The 15,403-nt window shown below is 51.7% G+C and carries 10 protein-coding genes; 4 read left to right on the forward strand and 6 right to left on the reverse strand.

Annotation, left to right across the window (positions count from 1 at the left end; genetic code table 11):
* Positions 1-211: 211 nt before the first annotated feature.
* The 5 genes from metH to AC3CB2_RS14470 all read right to left on the reverse strand — a co-directional run bounded on the left by metH (position 212) and on the right by AC3CB2_RS14470 (position 9,786).
* Complete coding sequence (gene metH / locus AC3CB2_RS14450; protein WP_352933612.1) at positions 212-3,958, reverse strand: methionine synthase; 3,747 nt, start codon at positions 3,956-3,958, stop codon at positions 212-214.
* Positions 3,959-4,045: 87 nt separating this feature from the next.
* Entirely contained in the window at positions 4,046-4,966 is a 921-nt protein-coding gene (metF, locus tag AC3CB2_RS14455; protein WP_075698749.1) for a methylenetetrahydrofolate reductase [NAD(P)H], read from the reverse strand.
* Positions 4,967-4,968: 2 nt separating this feature from the next.
* Positions 4,969-5,943 carry an ArsR/SmtB family transcription factor gene (locus tag AC3CB2_RS14460; protein ID WP_054785212.1) on the reverse strand — a complete coding sequence of 325 codons (975 nt, stop codon included), beginning with the start codon at positions 5,941-5,943 and terminating at the stop codon, positions 4,969-4,971.
* A gap of 259 nt (positions 5,944-6,202) precedes the next feature.
* Positions 6,203-8,545, reverse strand: a complete 2,343-nt coding sequence (locus AC3CB2_RS14465) for a mechanosensitive ion channel family protein (RefSeq protein ID WP_352933615.1) — start codon at positions 8,543-8,545, stop codon at positions 6,203-6,205.
* A 155-nt stretch (positions 8,546-8,700) separates the two neighbouring features.
* A complete protein-coding gene (locus AC3CB2_RS14470; protein ID WP_037036136.1) occupies positions 8,701-9,786 on the reverse strand; it encodes a DUF2336 domain-containing protein in 1,086 nt (361 codons plus the stop codon).
* A 521-nt stretch (positions 9,787-10,307) separates the two neighbouring features.
* Here AC3CB2_RS14470 and AC3CB2_RS14475 point away from each other — a divergent pair.
* Positions 10,308-11,195, forward strand: a complete 888-nt coding sequence (locus AC3CB2_RS14475; protein WP_352933618.1) for a hydrogen peroxide-inducible genes activator — start codon at positions 10,308-10,310, stop codon at positions 11,193-11,195.
* A gap of 204 nt (positions 11,196-11,399) precedes the next feature.
* Positions 11,400-12,002: a helix-turn-helix transcriptional regulator gene (locus AC3CB2_RS14480; RefSeq protein WP_008547980.1), complete on the forward strand. Its 603-nt coding sequence runs from the start codon at positions 11,400-11,402 to the stop codon at positions 12,000-12,002.
* Positions 12,003-12,016: 14 nt separating this feature from the next.
* On the opposite strand, the gene AC3CB2_RS14485 is transcribed toward AC3CB2_RS14480, so the two are convergent.
* Positions 12,017-12,643 (reverse strand): helix-turn-helix transcriptional regulator, encoded by a 627-nt coding sequence (locus tag AC3CB2_RS14485; protein WP_008547428.1) that lies wholly within the window; start codon positions 12,641-12,643, stop codon positions 12,017-12,019.
* Between the two features lie 390 nt (positions 12,644-13,033).
* Here AC3CB2_RS14485 and AC3CB2_RS14490 point away from each other — a divergent pair, with 390 nt between their 5' ends.
* On the forward strand, positions 13,034-15,031 hold the full coding sequence (locus AC3CB2_RS14490; protein WP_352933622.1) for a diguanylate cyclase domain-containing protein: 1,998 nt from the start codon (positions 13,034-13,036) through the stop codon (positions 15,029-15,031).
* A 29-nt stretch (positions 15,032-15,060) separates the two neighbouring features.
* The gene (locus tag AC3CB2_RS14495; RefSeq protein ID WP_352933625.1) at positions 15,061-15,396 is read left to right on the forward strand and encodes a DUF2293 domain-containing protein; all 336 of its coding nucleotides are present in this window, start codon (positions 15,061-15,063) and stop codon (positions 15,394-15,396) included.
* Positions 15,397-15,403 lie beyond the last annotated feature (7 nt).

The following is a 15,403-nucleotide window of genomic DNA, read 5'->3' on the forward strand; positions in this document are numbered from 1 at the left end:
AAAGACTCCGGCTTTCGGAGAGGAATACCTGACATTCTCAGTGCCCCTGAACAGGAGCGATTGTTTTCTCATGAACATACATAGTCGAACCACAGCGAATGATTAGATCACTATTTGGAAACAGTCCTTGCACGCATCATCGACAATCCCAGCAAAGAAAAAGGGCTGCAAGTTTCCTTGCAGCCCTGATTAATCTTTAATTTTCAGCGCGTTATTCCGCAGCTTCACGAGCCATTGGATTATAATTCAGGATTGGAGCCAACCAGCGCTCAGCGGTTTCCAAGTCCCAGCCCTTACGAACCGCATAATCCTGAACCTGATCCCGCTCGATCTTACCAACACCAAAGTAATGGCTGTCAGGGTGCGAGAAGTAGAGACCGGACACGGCTGAACCAGGCCACATCGCATAGCTCTCAGTCAGAGAAATGCCAGTCTGCGCTTCCGCATCAAGCAGCTCCCACAAAGTGCCCTTCTCAGTATGATCAGGCTGTGCCGGATAGCCCGGAGCCGGACGGATACCATCGTAGCCCTCTGCGATCAGATCAGCATTAGAAAGCGTCTCATCCGGTGCATAGGCCCACAGCTCGGTACGCACCAACTGGTGCATGCGTTCTGCAAGCGCTTCTGCAAGACGGTCTGCAATCGCTTGACTGAGGATCTTGTTGTAATCATCACCTGCATCCGCATAACGCTTGGCAAGCACGTCCTCACCAATACCGGCGGTAACAGCAAAGCCACCAACATAATCCGGAATGCCGCTTTCAACTGGTGCAACAAAGTCCGCCAATGCCACATTGCCACGATCAGAGGAAGAACGGTCCATCTGCTGACGAAGCGTGTAAAGACGCTTCAGCTCTTCTGTACGGCTCTCATCCGTGTAGAGCACCAGATCATCACCATCCTGCGCACATGGCCAGAAACCAACCACAGCATTCGCCTGCAGCAGCTTGCCGTCCACGATCTCTTTCAGCATCTCCCGCGCATCATTGTAAAGCGCTTGAGCTGCCGGGCCGTAACGATCATCCGTCAGAACCGCTGGATAAGCCCCTTTGATCTCCCAGGTCGCGAAGAACGGGGTCCAGTCGATGTAATCCACCAGCTCTTCCAGAGAGAAGTCTGTGAAGGTCTTGGTGCCGAGGAACTTCGGCTTGGTTGGCTTGTGCGTTTCAAAGTCCGGCTTGAAGCGGTTTGCCCGCGCCTTCTCAATACTCGCACGCACCTTCTTGTTCCGCGCCGCCGCGTGCTTCTCAGCAACATCCACATACTCAAGGCGAGTGTTCTCGTAGATCTCCTCACGGCCCCCCTCAGCCATCAGGCGAGAGGCAACACCAACCGCACGGCCAGCATCCGTCACATAGATCGCCTGCCCCTTGGAGTAGTTCGGGTGGATCTTAACCGCCGTATGCACACGAGAGGTCGTCGCACCACCGATCAGCAGAGGAATATCGAGACCCTCACGCTCCATCTCGGAGGCCACGTGACACATTTCGTCCAGAGAAGGTGTGATCAGACCGGAAAGCCCGATGATGTCCACGTTGTGCTTCTTCGCTTCATCAATGATCTTCGCAGTTGGCACCATCACGCCAAGATCGATCACTTCGAAGTTGTTACACTGCAGAACAACGCCAACGATGTTCTTACCGATATCGTGCACATCACCCTTCACAGTCGCCATCAGGATCTTGCCGTTGGATGAGCTCTCATCCAGACCAAGCTCCTTCTTCTCCTGCTCAAGGTAAGGCATCAGGTAAGCAACCGCCGCTTTCATCACGCGGGCAGATTTCACCACCTGCGGCAGGAACATCTTACCAGCGCCAAACAGGTCACCCACCACGTTCATGCCGTCCATCAGCGGACCTTCAATCACGTGCAACGGACGATCCGCCTTCTGGCGGGCTTCTTCTGTATCCTCAACAATGAAGTCAGTGATACCGTGAACCAGAGAGTGCTCCAGACGCTTCTCAACGGTGCCTTCGCGCCAGGTCAGATCAACTTCACGCTTCTTGCCACCAGCGCCTTTGAACTTCTCAGCAGCATCCAGCAGGCGATCCGTGGAGTCAGAACGGCGGTTCAGCACCACATCTTCACAAAGCTCACGCAGTTCCGCAGGCAGATCATCATAAACCGCCAGCTGACCTGCATTCACGATACCCATATCCATACCCGCCTGAATGGCGTGATACAGGAACACAGAGTGCATCGCTTCACGAACAGGCTCGTTACCACGGAAGGAGAACGACAAGTTGGAAACACCGCCAGAGATATGCGCGTAAGGCAGGTTCTCGGAGATCCAACGCGTCGCTTCAATGAAGTCCACGCCGTAATTGTCGTGCTCTTCGATACCAGTCGCTACCGCAAAGATGTTTGGATCGAAGATGATATCTTCCGGACCAAAGCCAACCTTGTCGACCAGCACATCATAAGAGCGCTTACAAATCTCAATCTTGCGCTGAAGCGTGTCCGCCTGACCGGTCTCGTCAAACGCCATCACAACGACAGCAGCGCCATACCGACGGATCAGCTTGGCCTGCGCGATGAAGTTCTCTTCTCCCTCTTTCAGGGAGATGGAGTTCACCACAGCCTTGCCCTGCACACACTTCAGGCCAGCTTCGATCACAGTCCACTTGGAACTGTCGATCATCACCGGAACCTTTGCGATATCCGGCTCAGCCGCGATCAGGTTGAGGAAGGTGACCATGGCTTCTTCACTGTCCAGAAGCCCTTCATCCATGTTGATGTCGATGATCTGCGCGCCATTCTCCACCTGAGAACGCGCCACATCCAGCGCTGTGGTGTAATCATCATTCTTGATCAGCTTACGGAAGCGCGCAGAACCCGTCACGTTGGTGCGCTCACCCACGTTCACAAAGTTCACGTCCTTGGTAAAGGTAAATGGCTCCAGACCAGACAAACGCATCAGGCGCGGAACTTCTGGCAGAGCGCGTGGCGGCAAACCTTCAACAGCATCCGCAACTGCTTTGATGTGCTCTGGTGTCGTGCCACAACACCCACCAACCACATTCACAAGACCAGCTTCAGCAAACTCTTTCAAAAGCCCAGCCATGTATTCCGGGCTCTCATCATATTCACCAAACTCGTTCGGCAAGCCAGCATTTGGATAAGCACAGACCAGCGTATCAGCCACACGGGAAATCTCATCCACGTGCGCACGCATCTCTTTCGCACCCAACGCACAGTTCAAGCCAACAGTAAACGGCGCAGCATGACGAACAGAGTTCCAGAATGCTTCTGGCGTCTGGCCGGACAGCGTACGTCCGGAAAGGTCAGTGATTGTACCGGAGATCATCACCGGCAGCTTCACGCCCTTCTCTTCAAACACCTCATCAATCGCAAACAAAGCCGCTTTTGCGTTCAGTGTATCAAAGATGGTCTCAACAAGGATCAGATCACAGCCACCGTCGATCAGACCACGTGTTGCTTCAGCATAGGAGTCTTTCAGATCATCAAAGGAAACCGCGCGGAAGCCCGGATTGTTCACATCAGGAGAGATGGAAGCTGTCCGGTTGGTCGGTCCAAGTCCACCAGCCACAAAGCGGCGGCGGGATGGATCGATCTCTTTCATCTGCTCAACAGCTTCACAGCAAAGGCGCGCGCCTTCTTTGTTCAGCTCATAGACGATGCTCTCCATCGCATAATCAGCTTGCGCAATGGAGGTTGAGGAGAAGGTGTTGGTCTCAATGATATCCGCGCCCGCCTTCAAATACTGAAGGTGGATGTCCCGAATGGCATCCGGCTGCGTCAGGATCAGAAGGTCATTGTTACCCTTCAGGTCCTGGTTCCAGTTTTTGAAGCGCTCACCTCTGAACTGCTCTTCGCTAAACTGAAGATTCTGGATCATAGTTCCCATGGCGCCATCCAGAACAAGGATACGCTCCTTGGCGGCTGCTTCTAGGGCTGCAAAAATGTCCGAACCGGTCTTTTTCACCTGCAAACTCATGGGATCCGATCTTTTCTAGTACTTTATTTTGTGCGGGTCACAGCTGGGCCGTAACCCGATAATTATCTCTGCTGACGTGGATTAAGTTCAGGCGGCGACAGATGCTTTCACATCCTGTTTTGCCCGAAGTCCAAGCATGTGGCAGATCGCGTAAACGAGGTCCGCCTTGTTCATGGTGTAAAAGTGGAAGTCCTCAACACCATCATCCGCAAGGCTCATCACCTGCTCAGCCGCCACCGCTGCAGCAACCAGCTCACGGGTGCGCGGGTCATCATCCAGACCATCAAACCGGTGCGCTAACCAGCCTGGTACAGAAGCACCAGTCTTCTTCGCAAAACCGGAAATGCCCTTGAAGCTGGTCACAGGAACAATGCCCGGAATGATCGGAATGTTGATTCCAGCCGCACGAACGCGGTCCACATAACGGAAGTAATGGTCGTTATCGAAGAAGAACTGAGTAATCGCACGGGTCGCGCCCGCATCCACCTTTGCCTTCAGCACATCCAGCTCAGCATCCCAGCTTGGAGATTCAGGGTGCTTCTCCGGATAGGCAGAAACAGAAACCTCAAAATCACCAATCGTTTTGATGGACGCCACCAGATCTGCAGTAGACTGATAACCGCCCTCATGCGGATGGTAGGCCTCACCAAGACCAGCAGCTGGGTCACCACGCAGCGCCACGATGTGACGAACGCCAGCATCCCAGTAAGCCTGAATGACTTCGTTCACCTCTTCCTTGGTGGCATCCACACAAGTCAGGTGAGCAGCTGGCTTCAGAGCAGTCTCATTCACAATACGCGAAACGGTAGAGTGAGTACGTTCACGGGTCGATCCGCCAGCACCATAAGTGACGGATACAAAGCTCGGGCTCAGAGGCTCAAGCCGTTTGATTGACGACCAAAGCTGTTGCTCCATCTTCTCGCTCTTTGGAGGGAAAAACTCGAAAGAAACGGAGATGTCAGAGGCTCCATTGAGCCTAAAACGGCGATCGATACTATGTTCGCTCATAACTAAGCAAGCTCCTTGGTCGGATCCGCTACAGGCAGGTCGGTCACAACCCGACGATCCTGAGCGAGCCAAAGGGTAACAGTTAATTTGTCTTTTTCCCCCGCGCCCGGGGTAAGATCATTCGTTGAAACAAGCTCCAGATCAGCTTCTGCAAGCCAATTGCCCACTTGTTCCTGAGAAAAGCCAAGACGACGATGCGCATGCTTTTCTCGCAAAAACTCCAGTTCGTGAGGAGCAAAATCAACGAGCAAGAGGCGACCACCCGGCCGTAAAGTACGGGCAGCTTCCAAAATCGCCCGCCCAGGCTCTTCCAGATAGTGAAGAACCTGATGAACCACTGTCAGATCAGCTGTGTCCGGTGCAATCGGAAGCGCATAAATATCGCCCTGACGCACCTGTGCCTTCTGCAAGCCCACGCGGTCCAGATTGGCCCGCGCCACAGAAAGCATGTTCTGGCTGGTATCAATACCGATGCCACGCTCGTATTGCTCGCTGAACAGTTCCAGCAAACGTCCGGTTCCAGTCCCAAGGTCTAGGAGGGTATCAAAGGACTTGGCCCCCACAAGCGCACGCATAGCAGCTTCGACAGCAACTTCAGGAACATGAAGACTACGCTCCTTGTCCCAGTTGTTGGCACGTGCTGCAAAGAAAGCCGCCGCTTCCTCCGCCTTTGCACGGCGCAACGACACCAAACGGTCATGGTCAGCAGCAAGCACCGGATCACTCTGCTGGCTTTGCGCAACAATGCGTCGTGCCAACTCTGCCGGGCCGCCTTCACCAAGACGGTAATAAACCCAGGCCCCTTCCGGATAGCGCTTGATCACCCCGGCCTCACACAGAAGCTTCAGGTGGCGCGAAATCCGAGGCTGGCTCTGCCCAAGAATGACTGTCAGATCCTTCACGGTCAGCTCGCCAAGCACAAGCAAAGCAAGCAGACGAATACGTGTCGTCTCACCACAGGCACGCAAGCAGCCCACCAAATCCTCTACCGGGAGTTTGCCTTCTGGTTCATTATTTACTGTCGTTATCAAGCCTATTACCGCCGCCAGCTGATCGAATAATATGATATAAAGATATCTTTATACGTATAAGAACTCGATGACAAGGAGGAACATTCCCTTCTCGCACCAAAAGAGGAATAGTTTTTCTGAGTTTTCCTTGAAAATTGGCTGATCAAATTTCAACTCTGACATTCCCATAGGTCAAAAAGAGAGAAAAACCGCCAATTTGCGGCATTTATGCCTTGGAAGGATTATCCGGGTCATCATCTTCAACAATCGGTAAAACGGCACCACCCATTGCCTTTTTCTGTGAGTCAGAGAAAGACCGGCCTCTTCCAGCCCCCTCATCGATCCTCACCTTCACCTCCCGGTGGGCAAATGTGATGCCTTCACGGTTGAAGATTTCCCGAATGCCCGCAAACACAGCCTTCCGTAGAATGTACTGATCCCCTGGCCGCGTCGTGAACTTCACCCGCACAATCATCGCTGAATCTTCCAGCGCAGTGATGCCCTGTGACTGAAGCGGTTCCAGAAACTTCGGCCCCAGCTCAGGGTCATTCAGCAGTTTGTCGCCAAGCTGAGAGATCAACTCCCGCATCCGGTCCACATCCGTATCGTAAGTAACCCGAAACGCCAGCTTCATCATGGTCCAGTCACGGGAGGAGTTCTTCACGAAGGAAAGATTGCCAAAGGGAACCGTATTCAGAAGACCATCAGACTGACGCAGTTGCATGGACCGGATGGAGATCCGCTCAACCGTCCCCTCCACATTATTGGTCACATAGATGTACTCACCCGTGCGGAAAGCATCATCCAGCAGGAAGAACGCACCTGAAAAGATGTCTTTGATCAGCGTTTGCGCTCCAAAGCCAACCGCAAGTCCAACAACACCAGCACCGGCAAACAACGGGCCTATGTTCACCCCGATCTCTGAAAGGGCAACCATGCCGGAAAGCACCACAATTGAGATCAGCAGGAAGTTTCGCAGGATTGGAAGCAGCGTCGCCAACCGCCCCATCTTGGCCTGCCCGCTCTTGTCACTCTCAGAAATCTCAATCTGACGCTGAATGGTAATGTGAACAGCCTGATAGGCCATGTAGCCAAAGAACACGATCAACGCCACTTCAACCAAGTTGCCAAACAGCCCATCCTGCTTGAAGAGATTGATCCCCCAGGCTTCGATGATGACAGCCAGACCAAACATCAATGTCACCAAGCGGGCACCATGGTCCAGCAGTTGTCGATAGGGTTGTCGCCCAGCCTCCTTGTCCGCGGCCAACGCCCGTGCCTCAGCGTTGACTTCCTCTTGATTGTAAGAGTGTCCTGCTCTTTCCTCTACCTGCACAATCTCTTCAACAAAGGCATCCTGGAGCTTGTCGATGTTGATCGGCGGTAATAGCCATTTATCAATGACGAGAAGAAGAATGCCGTAGAGCAACACGCTGGCAAAGATCGCAACAATAGGCGCAAGCAGCAGCAAACTGTCATAGGTCAGCCCCAACAGCAGCCGGTGCGCAAACACCAGCCACGCCACCAGAAAGTAAGCCAGTGCTGCCAGATGCCAATTCTGACTAAACAGCCGCCGCCAGACCCGTCGCCGTTGAGCTGGATCTTGCTGGCCAGAAAACCAGTTCCCGATCGGCCTGCGATAGATGTAGCAGATCACTGCAGCAGAAACGGCCAGAAATAACCCACTCTGCAAATCCAGAATACGCTGTGCATTGGCATTGAGCGACAAGTGGCTCATCCACCTGCCAAACGCCAGAAGAAAGAAGGCCACGCCGCCACAGAAAACGATCGCATGCAGAAAAGACCGCGCAACCTGATCATCCAGCGGCACCACCCGGTGATGCTCATTTCCAACAGCCAGAAAGTTTCGCGTAAAGACAAGCAGCAGACGGAAGAAAAAGTAGAAGCTAGCGAAGATCAACGCCGCATGCCGCACACTCTCAGTGTTATCTGAGATCACGAGGATAAGTGCGAAAGTCACAATCACATGCAGAAAGATCGCTGCCACCTGCACCAGTGACCGGGAGAACAGAAAACCAATCTTCTCCGCCCTGCTCTCTGGCTTACCCCGATAAAACCGCAGCAACCGCTTGGCAAACAACTTGTCAGCCAGAAGCTCCACCACAAAACCAATGGTGACAGCAAACAACGTCAGCGCAAAAATCTGCCAGACCCAGGAGATATTGGTGTCTGGCCGCGCCCGCTCCAAAGCGTTGTGAACGTGAACCGGAAAGTTACCCAGATCCAGCAGGACAGCATTCAGGGACTCGCTGGAGCGATCGATATTCTCCAGCGAGAACAGCTCAAGGCCATTCGACAGCCCAAAGACCAGCTCCTCATTGCCCATAGCAGCAGGTGCGCTCTGCACCACCATCTCCTGCTCCGCAACCATGGGAGCTGCGGCAGCGGGAGTTCCAGTTTCCACCGTTTGCGCAGCCACGAAACTGATGTGCAACAGGAGCCCCATACCAACAAGAACAAGCAGCGTCAGAAAGGAGATAAGGAAATTAAGGAAGCGATCCGCTTTAGCACTGTCAGAAGAAACTTTTTTGCTTTTTCTTACTTGCATCAATCCTGCTTTGGCTACACGACCCAATCAGGCAGGAGTAAACACGACGAGTACCTAAAGTTGCTTTTGAAGAACCACTCGACTTTTGGATTAAATTGACAAAGAAAAGGGCCGCCGAAGCGACCCTTGAATAACCAACGCATAAAGAGCGGGCCCTAAGCCATCCATTGCTCTTTCCAGGTGATGAACTGCTTATAAGCTTCCTGCTGATCCAGCGCCTGATAAGTCTTCAACGCAGCCTGCCGCTGAGAGTTGGAAAGGCGATACCGCCATGGCCCAATCTTCAACAGTGCCTGAACGGTCATCATGCCAAAGCCGGAAGCGCGGCACACAACAAGGAATGGCTCCGTATCATTGCGCACGGTCCAATGTTGTGCTTCTGAATGACCAATCCCTGCCAACATCGCAAACGCTGCAACAGCCTCGGCAAAGCGATCCTCTTCCGCATAAGCCCGCAGAGCGTTCTCATTAAGGCGGCCCTGACGAACCAGCTCCATTACACGGCCACGTCCGGTCTCAAAGTCATAACGACCAAGCCAGAACTCGTTGGAAAGCTTACCAGCCGCAATCCGCGCAGCTTTTGGAAGCTTGCCAGCAACATCGCTTGCACCCTCTTTAATAAGCTGCTTACGAACCTGCTCACTGGCAAAATTGATAAGCGCCTCGATATGCGCATCAGCTAGATCCGCACGCTGACCAAGCGCCATCTGCAGCACCTCATCCCCGCGCGCTTCACTCATCAAGGAGTTCACACTGCGCTGACCCAGCACCGCACCATCATTGCCAGCAACAGTCTGTTTCACCTCGGAGTTTCCAAGATCGACCAGAACCTCACTGATATTCTCTGAAATCACATCACGCTTTGCAATCGCCAGACGATGATCATCACTCTTGCTGCGCGCAATGCTCACAAGATCACTCTCACGCAACACGTTAGAGCTCCGCAGCAGCGGCTCTGCAATATCAATCTCATCAAAAGCAAGCTTACGAACAGTCTGTTCCGGAGCGCGGCGCACTTCAGAAAGCTGCTCAGCCATATAACTCAGCGCATGCCGCTCGACCATTTCTGAGAGGCGGAGCATGACGCTATCATAGATATCAATCTGATCATCAGAGCACCGCTCCCACGTCCGGGCAAACAAAAGTGCCACATGGCGGGCAAGCTCCGAGCGCCGCTCGATATTTTTTTCAAGCGCCAGAGATTTGAAGTCAACGATATGAGAAGCCAAGTCAGATGACATTTAAAACACCGATGGGATACGCAAACTAATAAAAACCTAAGAAACAGGATTAAACAAAACCTAACTCAATCTCTTCTATTTTTAGTTAATTTAGAAAAATTAATGTGCGATTTGCATGCTTTGAATAACAAAAAAACCAATAAGTTTTCGGGCTCTAGCGAGGACCTCAGAAATTTAATTAAAAAAATAAGCAACAACAAGGGCTTACAAAAATATCACAAATCCTTAACCACATTCATCTGTTCGACGCATGGCCCGGACACCGTTAACTTCCTGTTGGTGACATACTCTCTTTTTGTCAGAACGTCCCCAAATTTTGAGTGGCTTCATCAACATTTACGGCACTCAAAACGTTAATTCCTTACCAAAAGGTCAACTTCCGGATGAAGCACCCTTGAGTCGCCCGAGGTCAAGTTTCTAAGCCGCCTAAGAAAATCAACAATTTCAGAGCGGCAATAGCATCAACATTTCATCAGCAAATGTGAATTCAGTTTCACCCTGCAATAAGATATTTTTATCTCATGCTTACGTTCAAACAACTTCGCTATTTCGTCGCTGTCCAACAGCACGGCCACTTCGGAAATGCCGCGGAAGAAGTCTGCGTCTCCCAACCCGCTCTCTCCATGCAGATCCGCGACCTGGAGAAAGAGCTCGGCCTTTGCCTGATCGAAAGAAACGCCCGCTCCATCCGCCTGACTCCGGAAGGCGAAGAGATCGCAAAGCGTGCGAACCAGATCCTGCGGGAGATGCAAGACCTTAAAGCCTACGCAGAACACGCCGCCTCCCCCTTAAGCGGAACCATTCGCCTCGGTGTAATCCCCTCACTCGCCCCCTACATCCTCCCGAAACTGCTGCCAGCTCTCACGAAGCAATATCCTGCGCTGCAGCTGGATCTTCGCGAAACACTGACTGCGACCCTACTCAGCGAACTCAAACACGGCACTCTGGACGCCGTCCTCGTGGCATTGCCTGTTGAAGAGCCCGATCTGGAAGAAGCTCCAATCTTTGAAGATCACTTCCTTTTAGCTGTAGCCAGTTCACGCGAAATCGACGAACGCAAACGCATGGGCCCTGACGATCTGCACGGTGAGAATCTGTTACTACTGGAAGAAGGTCACTGCCTCAGAGATCAAACACTGAGCTTTTGTGGATCAATTAGTCAAAATCAATCAGCTAATGTGGGCGCCACAAGTATCGCCACAGTCCTCCATATGGTGGCCGCCGGATATGGGGTAACCGTACTACCGGAAATTTGTACAGATACAGAAATCGCAGATGATCGCATAACACTTTTGCGGTTTGCAGAGCCTCAACCTTCCCGTAGGATAGGTTTAATTTGGCGCAAAACTTCGCCTAAAAGCGAGGATTACATGGCGCTCGCAAGGTGTTTGCGTAACGTCACCAACTAATGAAAGTAGTTAATTCAACCCGTTGCTGTGAATAACCGAAAAATATACCGTATGACTGCATACGCATTATCGATTTTTCACTAAGCTATAGAATATGGAATAGAAGAACGACTCTTATTTAGATGAACTTCCTTCCATTCAAACGCACGCTATTACACCATCAGCCATTTTTTGTTGCTCGGTGTAAAACAGGAATCCAATACCTTGAGCAATGAGATCGCCCACATTGTAGACCAAGCCTTCTGCAGCTATCTTGCAGACAGCCTTGACCGGCTACAAAAGGGCGTGGCCATAATTCAGGGAAATGGCACCATCCTGCGCAGCAACGAGTTCGCCAAACGCCTGTTTGAGCAAACACCCCAGATCAAGATCAGCACCGGTAGGTTGGAGTTCACAGATCCAAGCCATCAGCGCGAGTTCCAGAACGCACAAAGCCTGGCAACAGCCACCATTGATCTGGATGTTCAGCAGGAGCTGGTCCTCCGCCGCGACGAAGCATTCTTGCGCCCAATCCATATCGACATCCGTCTGGTTGATACGGATTATGAGGACCTGTTCTTCCTCTTCATCACCGATTTGGAAATCCAGCAGCAGATCAACATCCAGAAGGCAACCGCCCTCTTCCGCTTGACGGATAAAGAAGCAATCGTTCTGGAACAGCTGTCAGGAACACAGACAGAGCCTCAAATCGCAGCAGATCTCGACATCACCAAGAACACACTGCGCACACACCGCAAGAACATCTACGCAAAGCTGAACGTAAGCAGCCGCGTAGAACTGGCAATGCTTCTCTCTATCCTAGTGTAAAAACAAAGGCCTGATTAGTTAGGCGAGACTTTGTAGAGGCAGCGGCGATCCCCTTTGAGGATATGCTCCACGCGCTCTACACGCACATCCGCACCCAGCACATCCTGAAACAGATCCAACTCAGACTGGCAGAAATGCTGGCAAGACCGGGCTGCGGCACAGATGGAACAGTGGTTCTCCGCAAACAGGAAGCTCTCCTCCCCGTCCTTCAGAACCTCAGCCATGTAGCCTTCTTCACTGCGCTGCTCAGCAAGGCAATGCAGCTTTTCTGAGAGCGTCTTGGCAGACTTCATCGCAGACACATAGGACTTGCGGGACTGATCAGCACGCGCATCAATCAAACGCTGAAGCCCCTCTTCCCCATAAAGGTCTTTGATGTTGCCAAGCAAATCGACAAGCACACCGCTATGGTTGTCAGGAAACTTCTTATTGCCAGTATCAGAAAGGCGCCAGGTCCTGCGCGGACGGCCAACAGTACCCTTCAGATCTTCAAACTCAACAAGCTCTGCTTCAAGGAGCGCATCCAGATGCTGACGAACAGCCACAGCCGTTACACCCAGGTGTTTAGCCAAGGTTGCCGCTGTGTTAGGTCCGCGCGATTTAAGCGCGTACATCAGTCTGTCTTTTGTGCGATCACTCATAGGAAACTCATAGCACACTAGAAATTATATGAAAAGTTTTAGCTTTCCTAATAAAGCAAAAGCTACTGGGCTTATGCCCTATGTAAACCACAGCAAGGAATCACTGATAACTTACCCATAAAATAGTATTGTCTTTGCCGCAGAAGAGATTATGCATCATAATTACTCATCTACATATGTAATGCGCAAATAAGAAATTTCACTTTTCATATAAACTGAAAAATTCGAAGACGCTTATCCCCATTTTCCTAAAATTTACCTAGTATTTTTATAGTATTCCCGCACAACATGCCCCCAAATTCTCAGAGAGACCCCCGCTTTCTTTTTGCGTAAAAGCCCATAATCCCTATCAATAGAGGCGTGGTAAACAATTGGTTGATAGTGGTGGGAATGATGTCTGAAGCAGGCAACACAAAATACAATATCGAGTACCCCGTTTACAGAACGAGCCCTCATTCTGCTGAGACGCGCCAACAGCCTTTCGCGCAATCTGTCTTGCGCGTCTATGAAAAACTGTTCGAGCTGCCCACCTTCATTATGATCAACCCGCAAGATGATCTCCACGATACAGAGCTCTTCGTTTCTGACAGTATCCAACCGCTGGAAGGACAGCTACGAACCCTACTGACCAAGATTACCGAGCTGCCAATCTGCGGTGATGATGTTCAGATCTTCCCACACCGATTTAGAAGTGAAAGCACCTCTGCCACACAGTTCATTGCACTCATGCCACTTTCTCTGCAGGACCGCGTCATCGCAGTCGTTGGCATTCTTTGCAACTCAGAGACAAACACGTCCACGCACTTCCCAAGAGCACACTTTCAAAAAGGCTCTGATCAGCTCATCAATGCGGACCTCACTAAGAAACTGAAAAGCTTCAGAAACCTGGCACGCATTCTGGTTCCCGGCCTGTTGCGCATCCTCTCAGCCAACGATCTGAACGATACACTGCGCATTCATGATCCAGCCTCCGCAAGGTATTTGCTTCCCCCTCAGCAATCCAATCCGCGTGAGATTTTCACAGTCTGCAACATCGATCCACTCACCGGCCTGCGCACCCGAGAAAGCTTTGAGCAACTGATATCGGATGCAATCGAGAGCGTCACCGATCCAGACCAACGCGTCGCTTTGTTCTACGTGGATCTGGATCATCTAAAAGTCATCAATGATGCCCACGGCCACGCTGCAGGTGATGCAGCCCTGGTTGCGATTTCCGACCGCCTCAAACAGATGGAATGTGAAAACATCACTGCCCTTCGCTTAGGTGGTGACGAGTTTGCCCTGCTGCTAGAAGACACCACCTGTCATCAGATCAGAGCATTGCTGGAAGAGCTGCCTGCAACCCTCAGTCATCCAATCTATCACGAGCATAGTGAGATCCGCCCCAAGGTCAGCATCGGAGCTGCCGTGTTTCCTCGCCATGCAAACAACGTCAAAGAACTGCAAGAGAGTGCCGACACAGCTCTGTATCATGCAAAGAAACGAGGCCGGAACCGCGCTAGCCTCTTCAATCAAGTGATGCGCACGCGGTTGGATCGACAGGTCACATTGCAGCGCACCGCAAAACAGGCACTCATGCAAAATCAGGTTGGCACCGTGTTCCAACCCATCAGAACCTGCAAAACCAGCAAGATCAAAATGCTGGAGGCCCGCCCGGACTGGCCCACACAAATCCTTGAAATTGCACGAGGCAGCGATCTCTCCAAAATCTTCGACAGCGCCAGCTTCAGCGACATTCTCGGCGACACCACAATTGCAGCCATCATTCACACCATGCGCGCCTGCCAAAACACTTCAATGGAGCCTTGGGAGTTCCTGTTCCGCGTGCCAGTGCCATCTCTATTGAAGGAAGGTTTCTGCGACGATCTCAGCTATCTGCTTCAGGAAAACAACGTCCAACCAGACAAATTCACATTAGAGATCCCCTCACGAGTTCTCCTGCGGGCCAACGCCCACATCCTGATCAGTCAGCTCAATGAACTCACCAGCACCGGCGTCAAACTCTGCATCAACCATTTCGATTCCGGAGGTCTCAAGATCGAGCACTTCCAGAAACTGAACATCTCTTATATCAAACTGCATGCAGGGTCTGTTGAGAAGCTCTTTGAAGACGAGAAGACAGCCCGCCTGCTCATCGCCGCAACCGAGTTTGCACACGCGCTGAACATCGAGATCATTCTCTCAGAGATCAAGAACGCTCATACCGAAGAAAAGCTGAAAGAACTTGGAGCGGAATATGTTCAGGGAGAGTTCTATGCACCTGAACAACGCTTCTCGGAAATCCATAAGAAACACGTGCTGGGCATATCTCAGGATCCGATCCAGAGAGCAAAATCAAGCATTGCACATAGAAGAGTGTCGCGCCTGCCGTCATCCATGATAAATTAGTGCTCAGACATCAGCGCAAGAGATCATGTGTGAGCAAGACCAAAAGACAACGGGCAATCAGTGATGCACTCGGCGCACTGATACCTCACGTACCATTTCTGGATGCAGCTGAAATCAGAAGCAAAGCCAACCAGCAACATCTGCGCCACCTACCGGCACATATCGCCGTTCTGCTGGCAACAACCAGTTATGTGCGCCACCAATACACGGACTATGATGATTTGCTGGAAGACGGTTTAGACCGCGACGCTGCACGCTACTGCGTGGCTGACGAAATGGAAGCCACCATCACATCGTGGGGTGGCACCATAACTGCGGATGAACTGCTGGCCGCTCCCAATGAAAGCGGCGAGCACGATCAGTAGCTATAAA

This window comes from Pseudovibrio sp. SCP20, assembly GCF_057774105.1.